Raw genomic sequence first — 16,261 nt, 5'->3', positions numbered from 1 at the left:
GTACGAGCCGCACTGCCAGCACGGCGGGATCGGTCCGCCCGGGCAGCGGAGCGAAGCCGCACTCCGCCAGTTCTCCGAACCCTGCACGGCCTCCTTCGGGCAGGGGCCGACTCGCGTCCTCGGTCGTTACGGCAGGTTCCTCGCCATCACGATCCGCTGGACCTGGTTCGTGCCCTCGTAGATCTGCGTGATCTTCGCGTCGCGCATCATGCGCTCGACCGGGTAGTCACGGGTGTAGCCGTAGCCGCCGAGCAGCTGGACCGCGTCCGTGGTGACCTCCATCGCCACGTCCGACGCGAAGCACTTCGCCGCCGCGCCCTGGAAGGTGAGGTCGCTGTCGAGGCGTTCCGAGGCGGCCGCGGCCTGGTAGGTCAGGGCGCGGGCGGCGGCGATCTTCATCGCCATGTCGGCGAGCATGAACTGGATGCCCTGGAAGTCGGCGATCGGCTTGCCGAACTGCTTGCGCTCCTTGACGTACCCCTTGGCGTAGTCGAGGGCGCCCTGCGCGATGCCCAGCGCCTGCGCGGCGATCGTGATGCGGGTGTGGTCCAGGGTCTTCATGGCGGTGGCGAAGCCCGTGCCCTCGTCGCCGATCATGCGGTCGGCCGGGATACGGACGTTGTCGAGGTAGACCTCGCGGGTCGGGGAGCCCTTGATGCCGAGCTTCTTCTCGGGGGCGCCGAAGGAGACGCCCTCGTCGGACTTCTCGACGACGAAGGCCGAGATGCCCTTGCTGCGCTTCGTCGGGTCGGTGACCGCCATCACCGTGTAGTACTCGGACTCGCCCGCGTTGGTGATCCAGCGCTTCACGCCGTTGAGGACCCAGAAGTCGCCGTCGCGGACCGCCTTGGTCTTCATGCCGGCCGCGTCCGAGCCCGCGTCGGGCTCCGAGAGGCAGTACGAGAACATGCCGTCGCCCTTGGCGAGGGGCGTCATGTACTTCTTCTTCAGCTCCTCCGAGCCGGACAGGATCACCGGGAGGGAGCCCAGCTTGTTCACGGCCGGGATGAGGGAGGAGCTGGCACAGACCCGCGCCACCTCCTCGATCACGATCACGGTCGCCAGCGCGTCCGCGCCCGCGCCGCCGTACGACTCCGGTACGTGCACCGCGTGCAGGTCGTTCGCGACCAGCGCGTCGTGGGCCTCCTGCGGGAAGCGGGCTTCTTCGTCCACGGCTGCGGCGTACGGCAAGATCTTCGCCTCGGCCAGGGAGCGGATCGCGTCGCGGAGCATGTCGTGCTCCTCGGACGGGCGGTACAGGTCGAAATCAGCCGATCCGGCCAAGGTCTCTCACGCTCCAAAGACGCTGTAACTGTATGACTGACGCTAACTACCGTTAAGTAACACGCTCGGTAACCCAAATTTTAGGGGCCTGTCCACGTGAGTGATACGTGAGCTTGGCGACAGGAGGAGTGTGTTGGGGAAATCTGCCCGGTGAGGGGCCCTGAAACGCCCCGACTATGCTCGTCCATCGCACGTTCGACCCGACGGCACGTACGACCCAGAACCCAGGAGCACCCATGGCTCTCAAGATCACCGTGATCGGCACCGGATATCTCGGCGCCACCCACGCCGCCGCCATGGCCGAGCTGGGCTTCGAGGTGCTGGGGCTGGACGTCGTCGAGGAGAAGATCGACCTGCTGCGGCGCGGGCAGGTCCCCATGTACGAACCCGGGCTCGAAGAGCTGCTGCGCAAGCATGTCGCCGGGATCGAGGGGTCCACCGGACGGCTGCGCTTCACCATGGACTGGGCCGAGGTCGCCGCCTTCGGCGACATCCACTTCGTCTGCGTGAACACCCCGCAGAAGCACGGCGAGTACGCCTGCGACATGTCGTACGTCGATGCCGCGATCGAGTCCCTCGCCCCGCACCTCACCTCCCCCGCCCTCGTCGTCGGCAAGTCGACCGTGCCCGTCGGCTCGGCGGACCGGCTCGCCCGGACGATCGCCGGGCTCGCCCCCGTCGGCGCGGACGCCGAGCTGGCCTGGAACCCGGAGTTCCTGCGCGAGGGCTTCGCCGTCCAGGACACGCTGCACCCCGACCGGGTCGTGGTCGGCGTACGCAGCGAGCGGGCCGAGAAGCTGCTGCGCGAGGTGTACGCCACGCCGATCGCGGAGGGGACGCCGTTCGTCGTCACCGACTTCCCGACCGCCGAGCTGGTGAAGACCTCCGCGAACTCCTTCCTGGCCACCAAGATCTCGTTCATCAACGCCATGGCGGAGGTCTGCGAGGCCGCCGACGGGGATGTGGCGAAGCTGGCGGAGGCCATCGGGTACGACGACCGGATCGGCAAGAAGTTCCTGCGGGCCGGGATCGGCTTCGGCGGCGGCTGCCTCCCCAAGGACATCCGCGCCTTCATGGCGCGCGCCGGTGAGCTGGGCGCCGACCAGGCGCTCACCTTCCTGCGCGAGATCGACTCCATCAACATGCGCCAGCGCGGCCAGATGGTGGAGCTGGCCCGGCAGGCGCTGGGCGGCGGCCCCTTCCTCGGCAAGCGGGTCGCGGTGCTCGGCGCCACCTTCAAGCCCGACTCGGACGACGTCCGTGACTCGCCCGCCCTCAACGTCGCCGGCCAGATCCACCTCCAGGGCGGCCAGGTGACGGTGTACGACCCGAAGGGGATGGCCAACGCAGCCAGGCTCTTCCCGACGCTCGCGTACGCCGACACGGCCCTGGAGGCCGTACGGGGCGCCGACGCCGTACTCCACCTGACCGAGTGGCGCGAGTTCCGCGAGCTGGACCCTGCGGCGCTGGGCGAGGCGGTGGCCCACCGGCTGGTCCTGGACGGGCGCAACGCCCTCGACCCGGAACTGTGGCGGAAGGCCGGGTGGACGTATCGGGCAATGGGGCGTCCTACCGCCTGACGTTCACTGATCGGGTTTTCGTGGTCGCACGGAATTCCGGGCTTCGTCGAATTCCCAACGGTTGGTAAATTCCGGGGTTTCGTCGCCGCGTCCGGAGGGGTCGAGATAAAGCGCGCCCTCGGGCGGCTTGGCGCGACTCTGCGCGGTTCGGCCCCGACGGCCGCCCGAGGCCCGGCCGCGACGGGCCCGCGACCTGGCGGCATATGCCATCTCCTCGAAATCCCCAGAACTGATTCGAATTCCATTCGAGTAATGTGTGGGAATTGCTGTTCCGCCTGCGCGAATTCTTCACGGTCGCATTGCGCGTATTGACAGCGTTCTCGACCCATCTCACAGCGGGGGCACCCCCGAAAGAGAGGTGGGCAACACTTAGTTAACTGGCGCGTAGTCAAGTGGAATCCGCACCGCCCTCCAATGGTCCGCATTCACCGATCGGAATGACCGGACCATGCCAGGGAGTGTGATCATGCCCGTGTTCCGCAGGGCGGAGTGGCCCAGGGACCATCGTGACGAGTTCGTCGCGGGGGCTCTGGTCGGGGCGGTGGTGATCGTGCTCGGCTACGCGTCGGGCATCGGCGCCTCCACGGCCTCCGGCGCCGCCGAGGCCGCCGCTCCCCCGTCGTCGCTCCCCGCGGCCACGGCACCGCCGAACTCCGCGCCGGGCGACTCCGGCGCCCAGGCACCGGGCAGCGGCACCGGCATGGACATGGGCGGGGGCACCGGCAGCGGCTGGACGGGCCAAGTGCCGGTCGGTACCGGGCAGTTGCCGGTGTACGGCGACACGGGCACCGGCTCCGGCGACGGCACCGCCGGGCACGGGGGCCATACCGGGCACGGCACCTCCCCGACCCCGACGCCCACCACTCCTCCCGTCTCCTCCTCCCCCTCCCCGTCGCCCTCCGACTCCGCGCCGCCCACCGACGACGCGACCTGCGCCGACGGCGAGGTACGGCTCGTGAAGCCGATCCTGACCGGGATCACCCAGCCGTTGTTCGGCCTCCTCAACGGCACGGACGCCGACGAGACGCCCGAGCCGACGGCCTCCCCCTGCATCGGGCTCGCCCCGCTCTCCTCCCTGCTCGGCGGCTCCGCCTCGGCCTCCCCCTCCGCGTCCCCGCTGCCGGAGGCCACCCCGTGACCCGCCTCCGCACGCTCCTCCCGCTCCTCCTCGCCGTCCTCCTCTGCGGCCTGGTCGTCGGCGCGCCCCCCGCCGCCGCCCACACCGAGCTTGTCCGCTCGGTCCCGAAGGACGGCGCGAAGCTCGCCAAAGCCCCCGACCACCTCACCCTCACCTTCGACGAGCCCGTCGACCTCGCCGACGTACGCGCCATGACCCCCGACGGCGACCGGCTCCCGGTCACTCGCCCTGCGCACACCGGCGCCGACACCGTACGGATCGCCACCGGCAGCCCGGCCAACGGCACGCTCTTCGTCGTCTGGTCGGTCGTCGACATGGAGGACGGGCACGCCTCCTCCGGCCGGCTCACCTTCGCCATCAGTGCGGCGGCGAGTTCGGCCGGCGCCCAGGACCGCGGCGACGAGGCCGCAGCCGCCCCTTCCCCCTCGCCCCTGGTGCGGAAGGGCCTCGTCGCCGCTCGCTGGACCGGGTATCTCGCGCTGGCCGTGTTCGTCGGCGGCCTCGCCTTCGTCGCGCTGCTGTGGCCGCGCGGCGCGGAGGCGGCCCGGGCGCGGGCGCTGCTCACGCTGGCCTGGGTGTGCGGGCTGCTGTCGACGGTCGCGGGCATCGGGCTCCAGGGCGCGTACGTCTCCTTCGGCGGCCTGCGGGACGCGCTGCGCCCGGCGTCGTACACCGAGGTCCTCACCACCGAGCCCGGGGTCGCGCTCGCCGCACGCGGGCTGCTGTGGGTGCTCGCAGCCGTCGTACTGAGCGCGCTGTTGCAGGGCGGGGCCGCCACCTCGCGCTCGCCCGGCTGGCGGGTGGGTGCCCTCGCCGTGGCGCTCGGGCTGCTGCGGACGACCGGTATGCGCGGGCACAGCTCCGAGGGCAGCGACCCGACCTGGGGCGCGGTCGCCGACCTCGTCCATCTGCTCGGGGCGGCCCTGTGGATCGGCGGCCTTGTCATGCTGACGGTGGCCGTGCTGCCGCGCCGGGAGCCCGTCGAACTGGCGGCGGTGGTGCCCGGTTACTCGCGGCTCGCCGCCGGCTCGGTCGCCGCTATCGCCGTCGCCGGGCTGGTGCTCGCGTGGCAGGTCGTGGGGTCGTACGACGCCCTGCTGCACACCTCGTACGGGCAGCTGCTGCTGGTCAAGACCGCCGTGCTCGGGGGTGTCCTGCTGGCCGCCCAGTGCAGCCGCCAGTGGGTGCGCACCCGCCTCGATCTCGCCGTGCTGCTGCGCGGCGACGCCGCCACCGTGCGGCCCTTCGGTTACTCGGTCGCGGCCGAGACGGGGCTCGTCCTCGTCGTGCTCGCCGTGACGAGTCTGCTGGTCACTGCCGATCCCGGCCAGTGAATCCCCCCTGAAACCCCCTGAAAAACAAGGAGTTGTTGTGAAACGCACCGACGAAACCGGCGAGCGCGCATCGCGTCGCGGGTCGCCCGCCGGGAACCGGCCCCTGCTGGTCGCGGGGCTCGGCGCGGCCTTCGCCGCCGTGCTCAGCCTGGGACTGCTCCAGGCGGCCTCGGGCAGCACGGCCACCAGCACCTCGGACACGGCGGCGGGCGCGGCTCAGGCGCCCGCAGCCGCGGCGGCCGAGGTGCAGCAGGCGGCCGCAGCGGCGCCCGACCAACAGGTCGACATCATGAACAACAAGTTCGGCGACGGTAAGCAGCTGGTCGTCGAGGTCGGCGAGACCGTGCGCTGGACCAACCACGACAGCGTGCCGCACACGGTCACCACCACCAAGGGCCCGAAGAAGTTCGACTCGGGCACGCTGGCACAGGGCGACTCCTGGTCGTACACCTTCACGACGGCCGGCACGTACGAGTACTACTGCGCGGTCCACCCGGACATGGTCGCGTCGGTGAAGGTCGTCGCGGCCGACAGTGGCACGACGGGCGGCACCACGGGCGGTACGACCGGGGGTACGACGGGCGGATCGACCGGCGGCACCACCACCGGAGGGACGACGGGCGGAACGACCGGTGGCACCACCGGCGGGTCGACCGGCGGTTCGGACTCGGGCGGCACCACCACCGGTGGCACGACCACCGGCGGTACCACCACGGGCGGCTCGACCGGTGGCAGCACCGGCAGCACGGGCGGTACCGGGGGCGGTGACGGCGGCGACGAGCAGTGCGCCAGCGTCCAGGACGTGCTGCTGCCGATCCTCCAGCACATCAACGCCGCGCACCTGGAGCGGTCCCCGGGCCAGCAGGTGCAGGACGCGCTCGCGCTGGACTCGTACATCAAGCTGCACACGGTGTGGCTCGAGACGATCCTGACGCCCGCCCTCGAAGGCGGCGGCACGGTTCTCGACGAGACGCTCAGTGTGCTGCTGGCCCACATCAACTCGGCGCACCTGGAGGAGTCGCTCGGGCAGCAGATCACCGATCTGCTCGACGTCGACAGCTACGTGAAGATGCACACGGTCTGGGCCGAGCACCTGCTCGCGCCCACCGAGGACTTCCTCACCGGCAGCTGCTGACAGGGGTCGCCCCAGGGCTCACCCCGAGAAAAGGGACGCCGGTCCGGCCGAGGCTCAGTCGGCCGGACCGGCGCCTGCCCCATTCTCCACAACCCCGCCACACTTCGGGAACCGCTTTCCAAGGAGACCCGGGATGACAACCGTCACCCTGCCCACCGCCACCGCCTCCGTACTGCCGCTTCCCGGCCGGTACGCCGTGGCCCCCGACCGCTCGCTCGTCGAACTCACCACCTGGTACGGCCCGTTGCCCACCCGCCGCCGACGCGTCACCCTCACCGACGCCTCCCTGACCGTGCCCGACCCTCTCGACGAGCCCGAAGAACTCCCCTCCCTCCGCTTCGAGTTCGCAGGTCTCGACCAGGCAGACGGCACACCCGCCACCCACGTCGCCCTCACGACCCTCATCTCCGACACCGTCGAACTCCTCGACGGCGGAGGGAAGTTGCAGGTCACCGGTGACCTGAATCTGCGCGGCGTCCGCTTCCCCGCCCTGCTGCGCTTCCGCGTCGTCGAGCGCGCCGACGACCGCCTGCTCGTCGTGGGCACGGCCCGGCTGCCGTACCGCCTCCTGCGCCGCGCGACCGGGTTCCGTCCGGGCCGGCTGCCGCGCCCGGCGACCCGGCTGCGGCTGCTGGTCGCCGCGGAGTTCGCGTGAGGACGGCGGGCAGGACCGTACGCCGGGCGGCCCTGGTCCCCGTACTGGCCCTCCTCACCCTGCTGCTGGCCCTGCCCGGGCAGGCCTCGGCGGCCACCTACCGGGTCACCATGCAGGGGTACGCCTTCGCCCCCGCGAACCTGACCGTCCCCGCCGGTTCCACGGTGACCTGGACCAACCAGGACACGGCCCCGCACGACGTGAAGACCACCTCGGGCCCGGTCCAGATCCACTCCCCCATGCTGAACAAGGGCGAGAGCTGGAGCTTCACCTTCACGACGGCCGGTTCGTACGCCTACTACTGCACCGTGCATCCGAACATGACGGCCGGAATCGCGGTCCAGGCGCCGGCCCCCGCGACCTCGGCGGCCCCGACGCACTCCCACACCCACACGGAACCCACCTCGGGCTCGGGCTCGGGATCCGGCACAGGCTCGGGCACGGGTACGGCGCATCACGGGACCGGTACGAGCCAGTCGACGGCATCGAGCGGCAGAACACAGACGCGCCCGACCTCGGCGGCCTCGGCACCAGCCGCCTCCGGCCGAACGACGCCCAGCCCGGTCACCTCCCCGTCCCCCGCCTCCTCGGCGCCCGCCGGGACGGCTCCTCAGGCCCAGCCCGCCACCTCCACGGCCACCGTCGCCTCGGTACGGCCGCTGGACCCGTTGCTGCTCCTGACGGGGATCGTCGCCGGGATCGCCGTACTGTGCCTGCTGCTGGTGGGGTCGCGGGCCGCCGCGCCGCGGGGGAAGGGCGGCGGGGCGGAGAGCGAGGCATGAGCGCTCCGCCGGCTGTGCCGTGATGGGCCGTCGTTCAGCTGCTGCGCCGTCGTGGCTGGTCGCGCCCACGCGGCGGAGCCGCATGTCCGCACGGCCCCGCACCCCTTCGGGGCGCTGCCGAAGCGCTCAGCGGCGGGAGTCGTCGCCGAGGGCGGCGACCACGGCCGGCAGGCGGCCCATCGTGTGTGCGACGCGGAGTCCGTCCATGTAGTCGCGGACGTGCACGATCAGGCCGTCGCGGACCCGGATCACCAGCAGGCCGGGGAAGCTGAAGGGGCGGCCGGTCGTGGTCACGGTCCCGGTGACGACCTGCTCGACGGTGATCACCTCGGGGTCCGTGCTGTCGTGGACGACGACGTCACGGATCTCCTCCGGCCGCGCCGGGCTCGCGCCCCAGGCCGCCCGGTATCCGGCGCGGACCTCTTCGCGGCCCTGGTAGCGCTCGGGCATGCCGGGGAAGAGGAACGGGAACTCGTGGACGGCGTCGACCGCGTACAGGTCGGCCAGGTCGTCCGCGGACCAGTCGAGCATCGCCTGCTGGTAGCGGGCGAGGACATCGCGGGGACCGGGGTTCGGCATGGCAGGGGGCTCCGTTCCGTCGACGCGTGATCCAACTCCCGTACGCAGAAGCCTACTTCGCGCGGTACCGGCGCATCTTCGCGCGGGCCCCGCACACCGACATGGAGCACCAGCGGCGCTTCCCTGCGGGGCTGCGGTCGTAGTACGCCCAGTGGCAGTCGGGCAGTTCGCACGCCTTGAGGCGCAGCCAGGTGCCGTCGGTGAGCGCCTCCGCGACGGCCGCCGCCACCCGGGAGAGCAGTGGCCCCTCGTCGGCGGCGGTGAGCCGGGCCGAGCCGTCCTGGTCGTCGACGGTGACCAACAGCGGCGCCCTGGAGAGCAGTCGGCCCAGGGGCGTGACGGCGTCGTCGTGCGGTGGATGTCCGGCGTGTGCGAGGCAGACGGCCCGCAGGGACTCCCGCAGCTCCTTCACGGCCGCCAGTTCCCGCTCGCCGATCCCCTGGATGCCAAACGCGGCCCGCCCCTCGGCGGTGTTCAGCGCGTCCCGGTCCGAGTCCAGGCTCCTGGTGTTGACCAGGGCCTCCACGAGGGCCAGTCCCCCGGGCGCTGACGCGTTCTCACTCACACAGGTGACGTTACCTCCTAGGCACGGGCATACGGTAACCGTTACCGTATGAACCGCATCAACAGGTAACAGGGAAACTGAGAAGCAAGGCAATCAACGGAGGAAGCCATGCCCATCGCCAAGCTCGAATCCGTCGTCCTGGACTGTCCCGACCCCGGCGCCCTCGCCGCCTTCTACGCAGCGCTGTTGGGCGGCACGCCCGAGGTCGAGGAGGACTGGATCGACCTGCGGCTCCCGGACGGGCCGACACTGGCCTTCCAGGCCGCCCCCGGCCACGTACCGCCGAAGTGGCCGTCGCCGGACGCCTCGCAGCAGTTCCATCTGGACGTGACCGTGGCCGACCTGGACACGGCCGAGCGGGAGGTACTCGCGCTGGGCGCGAAGCCGCTGGAGACGGAGGACCGGGCCCGCTCCTTCCGTGTCTACGCGGACCCGGCGGGGCACCCGTTCTGTCTCTGCGCGGGCTGATCCCGGATGGCCCAGGATGATCCCGTAGCACCCGTGACCCGTTTCCGTACCGTCGTCGTCGACTGCCCGGACCCGCGGGCGCTGGCCCGCTTCTACGCGGGTGTCGTCGGCGGTACGCCCGCGGACGAGGACCCCGAGTGGGTCGTGCTGTACGTCCCGGGCGGGCCACGGCTGGCCTTCCAGCGGGCGCCCGGGTACTCCCCGCCCGAGTGGCCGCGGGCCGACCACGGCTCCCAGCAGTTCCATCTCGACCTGGACGCCGGGTCCACCCGGGCGGAGCTGGACGCGGCGCAGGAGGTGGTCCTGGCACTGGGGGCCCGCCCGCTGGACCTGGACGACCAGGACGGGCAGCGGGATTTCAGGGTGTACGCCGATCCGGCAGGGCATCCGTTCTGCCTCTGCCGGATCGAGCGCCCCTGAGCCCGTAGGACTCGGGTGAGCCCGTAGGGCTCGGGGCGGGTCAGCCGTCCAGTGCCGCGATCCGTGCCGTCGACGGTTCGCGGCGCTGCTGTGCCGCCTTGGCCGTGAAGTCGGCGTTGCGCAGGACGCGTTGGACGTTTCCCCAGGTGAGGAGGGCCAGGTCGGGTTCGGTCCAGCCTCGGCGCAGGAGTTCGGCGATCAGGTTCGGGTAGCAGGAGGCGTCGCCGAGTTCCTGGGGGTGGGCGCTGCCGGAGTCGTACGTGCCGGACAGGCCGACGCTCTCCGGGCCCGCGACCGCACGGACGTGGTCGAGATGGTCGGCCACGTCACGGACGGACGGTCCGGTCTGCTCGGCCGTCAGCGGCACCAGGCACAGGCCCCCGGCCGCGCCCAGCTCGGCGAGCGTCTCGTCGGGCAGGTTGGCGGGGTGGGGGCGCAGGGCGCGGGCGGCGGAGCGGGTGCACAGGGCCGGGGCCTTGGAGATCCCGACGGCGCGGTGGATGGTGGCCGCGGAGGCGCCCGAGAGGTCGGCCAGCACGCCGAGCCGGTTCATCTCGCGGACCACCTCCTCGCCGAACCGGGTGAGCCCGGCCTCGCTGGCCCAGGACGTGCCGGCGAGGGTGAGCACGCGCAGGCCCAGAGAGTGCAGGACGCGCAGGATGCCGAGCGAGTCGTCGAGGGCGGCGGCCGAGGCGGGCCCGAGCACGACAGCGACCCGTCCGCAGTTGCGGGCGTCGGTGACCTGCCCGGCGGTCCCCGCGAGCCGCAGCCCCTCGGGATGACTCCGGGCCACCGTCTTCACGAGGTCCAGCTGCTCCAGCGTGGCCCCGACGGCCCGGTCACCGGCGAGCCCCTCCGGCAGGTGCAGCGCCCAGAACAGCGCGCCCACATGGCCTCGTCGCATCCGGGGCACATCGGTGTCCACAGTGCTCTCCCCCAACTCCAGGTCGTACCAGGGCAGGTGCCGCAGCGCCCAGGGCAGTCCGCTGTAGCCGTCGGCGACGGGGTGCGCGGCGAGGATCGCGTGGGCTCGGTCGAGCGGGTCGGCGTCCGGGTCGGAGACGAGCGAGAAGTCGACCTCCGCCGCTCCGTCGTCGTCGGGCTCCGGCAAGGGAAGACGCGGGTCGAGGTCCCCGACCTCGGCTGTGGTGTGCAGTTCGTCCTGCAGGTCGGCCATGACGGGCTCCGTACGTCGTGATCTACCTCGTGATCGCAATACGGTCACCGTCGCACGGCGGGGAGGGGGCTTCCTGGTGGGTGGGGCGTTCGGGGGTACGTCACACACGTCCCCCTCGCCTCACCCGCCGCGCACGACCCCCATGTGCATGTGAGCTACGCAACTTCGCCATGCTCCAACAGCCCTCCGTCGATTAGACATGTGTCGTTCGGGTAGGCCCATACAGACAGCGGCGACATGGAGTACTTCTGGATGGCGTACTCCTATTGGAGTAGGGGCGAATGGATGTGACGCGAGTCGACCTACTACGATGGCAAAGTTTCGGCACGACCAGTGCCCGACCGCCGCTGTCAAGATCCTGAGGAGCATCAATGCCCACGGCCGTGGACCCGAGTCTCAATCGCCGCAAGCTGCGACTGGCGCTGAAATCAGCCCGCGACAGTCGCGGCCTGACGCAGCGTGACGCGGCCGACGCGCTGGAGTGGTCGCTGTCCAAGCTGATCCGCATCGAGGCGGGCACGGTCAGTCTGTCCGTCACGGACCTGCGCGCGATGCTCCTCGAGTACGGCGTGGAGGACCCCGAGGTCGTCGCGGACCTGGAGGAGGCGGCCCGGGGCAGCAAGGGACAGTCGTGGTGGTCCGAGTACAGCGACGTCATCAGCCAGCCGTTCAACCAGTACCTGGGCTATGAGAGCGCGGCGAACACCATCCGGGGCTACCACCCGAGTCTCATTCCGGGCCAGCTGCAGATCTCGGACTACATCTCCGCCATCTTCGAGGTCGGTGAGCCCGTGGCCAAGGCCGGGCAGCTCACCGACCTGCGGCTGGCCCGACAGGAGCGGATCCTCCAGGAGGGCGGTCCCCGTGTCGAGATGATCCTGGACGAGGCCGCCCTACGCCGTCAGATCGGCGGCCCGGCGGCCATGCGGCGCCAACTGACCTTCCTCAAGTCGCTCGTCACCGAGCAGCGCGCCACCTTGCGTGTCCTGCCCTTCTCGGCCGGCGCGCACGACAGCGTGGACACCAGCTTCACCCTCCTGGGCTTCCGCGACGACGAGGACGTCCTGTACCTCGCCGGACCCCGCGGCACGGTCACCAACCGCGACGACCGCAAGCTGGTGGCCCGCTTCCAGGAATGCTTCGAGGATCTGGAGAACAAGGCGCTCAACGAGGAGGACACGATCGCCATGTTCGACGACCTCATCGAGAACTTCCACCGCACCTGACATCCAGTCGGCGTGCATCAAGGCCCGGGGGACGCTATGAACAGCGACGACGAGAGCAGGGGACCGGAGCTGGATCCCGGCCGCTCTCGGCGCCCCGGGCCCGGTTACAACGTCTTCCTCGGACCGGCCGCGCCCGCCCGGCCGCCCGACCCCCCGCGAGGCCGGGCCGATGTCGACGACACGATCAGACTCCTGCGCACCCTCTGCGTCCTGATCGTGTTCTCCTCGGCCACGCTGCCTCTGGTGGCCTTCGTCGGGATCGGGATGGGCGTACCGCCCTGGATCTGCCTGGTCGTCGCCTTCGGCGTCGGACCGCTCACGACCTGGGCGTTCGTCATGGCCTTCGAGAAGATACGCCGTTCCTCGCTGTCGGACGGACCAGAAGATCGACCGTCCAGTGGCGGGCCATAGCCGGTGAGCGCACCCACCACCAGCCGGCGGCCGCGGACACCGCGACCAGCACCGCCAGCCACATCACGAGCCGCACCCACGGACTTCCGCCCAACAGGGAGACACCCGCCCCGGCGGCCGTGGCCAGCACACCGGTCACCATGCAGTATCCGGCCAGCCCGGGGTACCTGGTCACCGTCTGCTCTCGGCGTTCGCCGCTCATCTCACATCCTGTGCTCGGTCCGCTTCAGCCGTATGTCACATGTGGTCCCTGTCGGCGATGTCCGGTATGAGGAACAACGCTATCGCCGCATGCCAGGCATCCGCGGTGAAGCTCACCGACGCGGTGTCCGGCTGTTTGGAATCGCGCACCCGGACCGCCCCGGGGAGCACCGCGATCTCGCAGCAAGCGTCGTCACTGTCCTTGCTGTAGCTGCTCTTCCGCCAGACGACGGCACCCCGATCCCCGGCCAACACCGCCCCCTCCAACTCTCGCCCCGCTCCGAGAAACGCTGAACGCGCCTACGGTTCTTACCCGTTGTGGCCACGGTTCAACAGACAGTCGTCTCTCTGGCGCGTTCTGAGGGGTCGGAGCACCCCTCAGCCGTCCAGCTCTCCCAGCGTGGCGTTGGACGGCCCCCGCCTCTCCCGCACCTCCCGTGCCACGTCCTCCGCGGCCCCCAGCACCCGCACCGCGTTCCCCCAGGTCAGCTTGGCAAGATCGCTCTTCGACCAGTGCCGGTCGAGGAGTTCGGCGACGAGGTTCGGGTAGCCGGAGACATCGTTCAGCCCGTCGGGGGTGAACGCCGTGCCGTCGTAGTCGCCGCCGATGCCCAGATGGTCGATTCCGGCCACCTCGCGCATGTGGTCCAGGTGGTCGGCGACCGTCGAGACCGTCGCGACCGGGCGGGGGTTCCGCTCCTCGAAGGCCCGGTGGATCTTCATCGCCTCGGGGGTCGTGGCGAGGTGGTGGAAGCCGTGGGCGCGCATGTTGTCGTCCGCGGCGGCCGTCCAGTCGACGGCGGCCTGGAGGACGAACTTCGGTACGAAGGTCACCATGGCCATTCCGCCGTTGACGGGCAGGCGTTCCAGTACGTCGTCCGGGATGTTGCGCGGGTGGTCGCACACCGCGCGCGAGGAGGAGTGGGAGAAGATCACCGGCGCGACGGACGTGTCCAGCGCGTGCCGCATCGTCGTCGCCGCCACGTGGGAGAGGTCGACGAGCATGCCGAGGCGGTTCATCTCCCGGACCACCTCGCGGCCGAACTCCGACAGACCGCCGACGCCCGGCTCGTCGGTCGCCGAGTCCGCCCACGCCACGTTGTCGTTGTGGGTGAGGGTCAGATAGCGCACGCCCAGCTCGTACAACCCCCGCAGGGTGCCGAGGGAGTTGGCGATCGAGTGGCCGCCCTCCGCGCCCATGAGGGAGGCGATACGGCCCTCACGCCGCCCCGTCTCCATGTCGGCGGCCGTGAGGGCGGGCCGCAGCTCGTTCCCGTACCGCGCGATCAACTGACGTACGCAGTCGATCTGTTCGAGGGTCGCGGGCACCGGGTCCGGCAGGTCCGAGCGGACGTACACCGACCAGTACTGCGCGCCGACCCCGCCCTCGCGCAGGCGCGGGATGTCGGTGTGCAAGTGGGCGTTCTGGGCGGTGGCGATGTCGCGGGCGTCGAGGTCGTAGCGGACCTGTTCGCGCAGCGCCCACGGGAGGTCGTTGTGGCCGTCGACGACCGGGAACTCCCGGAGCAGTTCCCGGGCTTCGTCCAGGGAGGTCACAGGCGTCACTGCCCGAAGCCGAAGCCGTTGCCCGCGCCGCTCTCGACCTTGGCGCGCAGCCGCTTGCCCTTCTCGGTGGCCTGGTCGTTCAGCTCCTGCTGGAACTCCCGCATCCGGCCGAGGAGTTCCTCGTCGTGCGAGGCGAGGATGCGGGCCGCGAGCAGGCCCGCGTTGCGCGCGCCGCCGACCGAGACCGTGGCGACCGGCACCCCGGCCGGCATCTGCACGATCGACAGCAGCGAGTCCATGCCGTCGAGGTACTTGAGGGGGACCGGTACGCCGATCACCGGGAGCGGGGTCACCGACGCCAGCATGCCGGGCAGGTGGGCCGCTCCGCCCGCCCCGGCGATGATCGCCTTGAGGCCTCGCTCGGCGGCCTGCTCGCCGTACGCGATCATCTCGTGCGGCATGCGGTGCGCGGAGAGGACATCGACCTCGTACGCGATCTCGAACTCGTCCAGGGCCTGGGCGGCGGCCTCCATGACGGGCCAGTCGGAATCCGACCCCATGACGATGCCCACGAGGGGTCCCGCACCGGGTTCTGCAACGGGGCTCATTCGGTGATCGTGCCTCTCAGGTAGCCGGCTGCGTGACGGGCGCGCTCCAGCACGTCGTCCAGGTCGTCGCCGTAGGTGTTGACGTGGCCCACCTTGCGGCCGGGCTTCACGTCCTTGCCGTACATGTGGATCTTCAGCTGGGGGTCGCGGGCCATGCAGTGCAGGTACGCGGAGTACATGTCGGGGTAGTCGCCGCCGAGGACGTTCGCCATGACCGTCCACTTGGCGCGGGGGCGCGGGTCGCCGAGCGGGAGGTCGAGGACGGCCCGGACGTGGTTGGCGAACTGGCTGGTGATCGCGCCGTCCTGGGTCCAGTGGCCCGAGTTGTGGGGGCGCATGGCCAGTTCATTGACGAGGATGCGGCCGTCCTGGGTCTCGAACAGCTCCACGGCGAGATGGCCGACCACGCCGAGTTCCTTGGCGATGCGCAGGGCCAGTTCCCCGGCCTGGAGCGCCAGCTCCTCCGCGATGCCGGGCGCCGGGGCGATGACCGTGTCGCACACGCCGTCGACCTGCTGCGACTCGACGACCGGGTACGCGACCGCCTGGCCGTGCGGGGAGCGGACGACGTTCGCCGCGAGTTCCCGTACGAAGTCGACCTTCTCCTCGGCCAGGACCGGGACGCCGGCCCGGAAGGGGTCGGCCGCGTCCGCCTCGGACCGGACGACCCACACGCCCTTGCCGTCGTACCCGCCGCGGACCGTCTTGAGGACGACCGGGAAGCCGTCCCCCTCGGCCGCGAAGGCGGCGACGTCGGCGGGGTCCGCCACGATCCGGTGCCGTGGGCACGGCACCCCGATCTCGACGAGCTTCGCCCGCATCACGCCCTTGTCCTGGGCGTGCACGAGCGCGTCCGGGCCGGGGCGGACGGGGATGCCGTCCGCCTCCAGGGCCCGAAGATGCTCGGTCGGGACGTGCTCGTGATCGAAAGTGATCACATCGCACCCTTGTGCGAACGCGCGCAGCGTCTCCAGGTCGCGGTAGTCGCCGATGACGACATCGCCGACGACCTGCGCAGCGGAGTCCTGCGGGGTGTCACTGAGGAGCTTGAACTTGATGCCGAGCGGGATGCCCGCCTCGTGTGTCATACGAGCGAGCTGCCCCCCGCCGACCATGCCGACTACCGGGAACGTCACCCTCCAAGAGTATCGGCCCGGCCGTCGCGGCCTGATTACACGCCTGTGACCCCGTA

At 70.9% G+C, this 16,261-nt stretch carries 19 protein-coding genes; 11 read left to right on the top strand and 8 right to left on the bottom strand.

Going from position 1 to position 16,261, the window contains the following annotated elements; translation table 11 throughout:
- The coding region (locus tag ACWCRB_RS17255) for a hypothetical protein (RefSeq protein ID WP_450996843.1) at positions 1-181 on the top strand (181 nt) is incomplete at its 5' end.
- Here the strand turns inward: ACWCRB_RS17255 and ACWCRB_RS17250 are convergent.
- Positions 127-1,284 (bottom strand): acyl-CoA dehydrogenase family protein, encoded by a 1,158-nt coding sequence (locus ACWCRB_RS17250; RefSeq protein WP_450996842.1) that lies wholly within the window; start codon positions 1,282-1,284, stop codon positions 127-129. The two genes, ACWCRB_RS17255 and ACWCRB_RS17250, sit on opposite strands and share 55 nt — an antisense overlap.
- 236 nt (positions 1,285-1,520) lie before the next feature.
- Between ACWCRB_RS17250 and ACWCRB_RS17245 the strand changes: the two genes are divergently transcribed.
- The 6 genes from ACWCRB_RS17245 to ACWCRB_RS17220 all read left to right on the top strand — a co-directional run bounded on the left by ACWCRB_RS17245 (position 1,521) and on the right by ACWCRB_RS17220 (position 7,908).
- Positions 1,521-2,864: a UDP-glucose dehydrogenase family protein gene (locus tag ACWCRB_RS17245; protein WP_450996841.1), complete on the top strand. Its 1,344-nt coding sequence runs from the start codon at positions 1,521-1,523 to the stop codon at positions 2,862-2,864.
- Between the two features lie 466 nt (positions 2,865-3,330).
- The gene (locus ACWCRB_RS17240; protein WP_450996840.1) at positions 3,331-4,002 is read left to right on the top strand and encodes a hypothetical protein; all 672 of its coding nucleotides are present in this window, start codon (positions 3,331-3,333) and stop codon (positions 4,000-4,002) included.
- Positions 3,999-5,336: a copper resistance CopC/CopD family protein gene (locus ACWCRB_RS17235; RefSeq protein WP_450996839.1), complete on the top strand. Its 1,338-nt coding sequence runs from the start codon at positions 3,999-4,001 to the stop codon at positions 5,334-5,336. Before ACWCRB_RS17240 ends, ACWCRB_RS17235 begins: the two co-directional genes overlap by 4 nt.
- Before the next feature lie 37 nt (positions 5,337-5,373).
- The gene (locus tag ACWCRB_RS17230; RefSeq protein ID WP_450996838.1) at positions 5,374-6,471 is read left to right on the top strand and encodes a cupredoxin domain-containing protein; all 1,098 of its coding nucleotides are present in this window, start codon (positions 5,374-5,376) and stop codon (positions 6,469-6,471) included.
- Between the two features lie 133 nt (positions 6,472-6,604).
- The gene (locus ACWCRB_RS17225) at positions 6,605-7,126 is read left to right on the top strand and encodes a hypothetical protein (protein WP_450996837.1); all 522 of its coding nucleotides are present in this window, start codon (positions 6,605-6,607) and stop codon (positions 7,124-7,126) included.
- Positions 7,123-7,908 (top strand): cupredoxin domain-containing protein, encoded by a 786-nt coding sequence (locus ACWCRB_RS17220; protein ID WP_450996836.1) that lies wholly within the window; start codon positions 7,123-7,125, stop codon positions 7,906-7,908. The genes ACWCRB_RS17225 and ACWCRB_RS17220 overlap by 4 nt, the downstream gene beginning before the upstream one ends.
- 126 nt (positions 7,909-8,034) lie before the next feature.
- On the opposite strand, the gene ACWCRB_RS17215 is transcribed toward ACWCRB_RS17220, so the two are convergent.
- Positions 8,035-8,487, bottom strand: coding sequence for a nuclear transport factor 2 family protein (locus tag ACWCRB_RS17215; protein ID WP_450996835.1), 453 nt, complete (start codon positions 8,485-8,487; stop codon positions 8,035-8,037).
- A 52-nt stretch (positions 8,488-8,539) separates the two neighbouring features.
- The gene (locus ACWCRB_RS17210) at positions 8,540-9,052 is read right to left on the bottom strand and encodes a CGNR zinc finger domain-containing protein (RefSeq protein WP_450996834.1); all 513 of its coding nucleotides are present in this window, start codon (positions 9,050-9,052) and stop codon (positions 8,540-8,542) included.
- A 108-nt stretch (positions 9,053-9,160) separates the two neighbouring features.
- Between ACWCRB_RS17210 and ACWCRB_RS17205 the strand changes: the two genes are divergently transcribed.
- Complete coding sequence (locus tag ACWCRB_RS17205) at positions 9,161-9,520, top strand: VOC family protein (protein WP_450996833.1); 360 nt, start codon at positions 9,161-9,163, stop codon at positions 9,518-9,520.
- 6 nt (positions 9,521-9,526) lie between these two features.
- A complete protein-coding gene (locus ACWCRB_RS17200) occupies positions 9,527-9,940 on the top strand; it encodes a VOC family protein (protein WP_450996832.1) in 414 nt (137 codons plus the stop codon).
- A 40-nt stretch (positions 9,941-9,980) separates the two neighbouring features.
- Here the strand turns inward: ACWCRB_RS17200 and ACWCRB_RS17195 are convergent, their stop codons facing one another.
- Complete coding sequence (locus ACWCRB_RS17195) at positions 9,981-11,117, bottom strand: dipeptidase (protein ID WP_450996831.1); 1,137 nt, start codon at positions 11,115-11,117, stop codon at positions 9,981-9,983.
- A gap of 371 nt (positions 11,118-11,488) precedes the next feature.
- Between ACWCRB_RS17195 and ACWCRB_RS17190 the strand changes: the two genes are divergently transcribed.
- Both ACWCRB_RS17190 and ACWCRB_RS17185 read left to right on the top strand, forming a co-directional pair.
- Entirely contained in the window at positions 11,489-12,343 is an 855-nt protein-coding gene (locus tag ACWCRB_RS17190) for a helix-turn-helix domain-containing protein (protein ID WP_450996830.1), read from the top strand.
- Between the two features lie 36 nt (positions 12,344-12,379).
- Positions 12,380-12,754: a hypothetical protein gene (locus tag ACWCRB_RS17185; protein ID WP_450996829.1), complete on the top strand. Its 375-nt coding sequence runs from the start codon at positions 12,380-12,382 to the stop codon at positions 12,752-12,754.
- 237 nt (positions 12,755-12,991) lie between these two features.
- Here ACWCRB_RS17185 and ACWCRB_RS17180 read toward each other — a convergent pair whose 3' ends face one another.
- The 4 genes from ACWCRB_RS17180 to ACWCRB_RS17165 all read right to left on the bottom strand — a co-directional run bounded on the left by ACWCRB_RS17180 (position 12,992) and on the right by ACWCRB_RS17165 (position 16,205).
- Positions 12,992-13,207, bottom strand: a complete 216-nt coding sequence (locus ACWCRB_RS17180) for a DUF397 domain-containing protein (protein WP_450996828.1) — start codon at positions 13,205-13,207, stop codon at positions 12,992-12,994.
- 126 nt (positions 13,208-13,333) lie between these two features.
- Complete coding sequence (locus tag ACWCRB_RS17175; protein ID WP_450996827.1) at positions 13,334-14,521, bottom strand: dipeptidase; 1,188 nt, start codon at positions 14,519-14,521, stop codon at positions 13,334-13,336.
- Entirely contained in the window at positions 14,518-15,069 is a 552-nt protein-coding gene (purE, locus tag ACWCRB_RS17170; protein ID WP_450996826.1) for a 5-(carboxyamino)imidazole ribonucleotide mutase, read from the bottom strand. Before purE ends, ACWCRB_RS17175 begins: the two co-directional genes overlap by 4 nt.
- Complete coding sequence (locus tag ACWCRB_RS17165) at positions 15,066-16,205, bottom strand: 5-(carboxyamino)imidazole ribonucleotide synthase (protein ID WP_450996825.1); 1,140 nt, start codon at positions 16,203-16,205, stop codon at positions 15,066-15,068. Before ACWCRB_RS17165 ends, purE begins: the two co-directional genes overlap by 4 nt.
- Positions 16,206-16,261: the final 56 nt, after the last annotated feature.

Source organism: Streptomyces sp. NPDC002156, from assembly GCF_053593675.1.
Note: the sequence above shows the minus strand (reverse complement) of the source record. Positions and strands in the feature narration are given on the sequence as shown.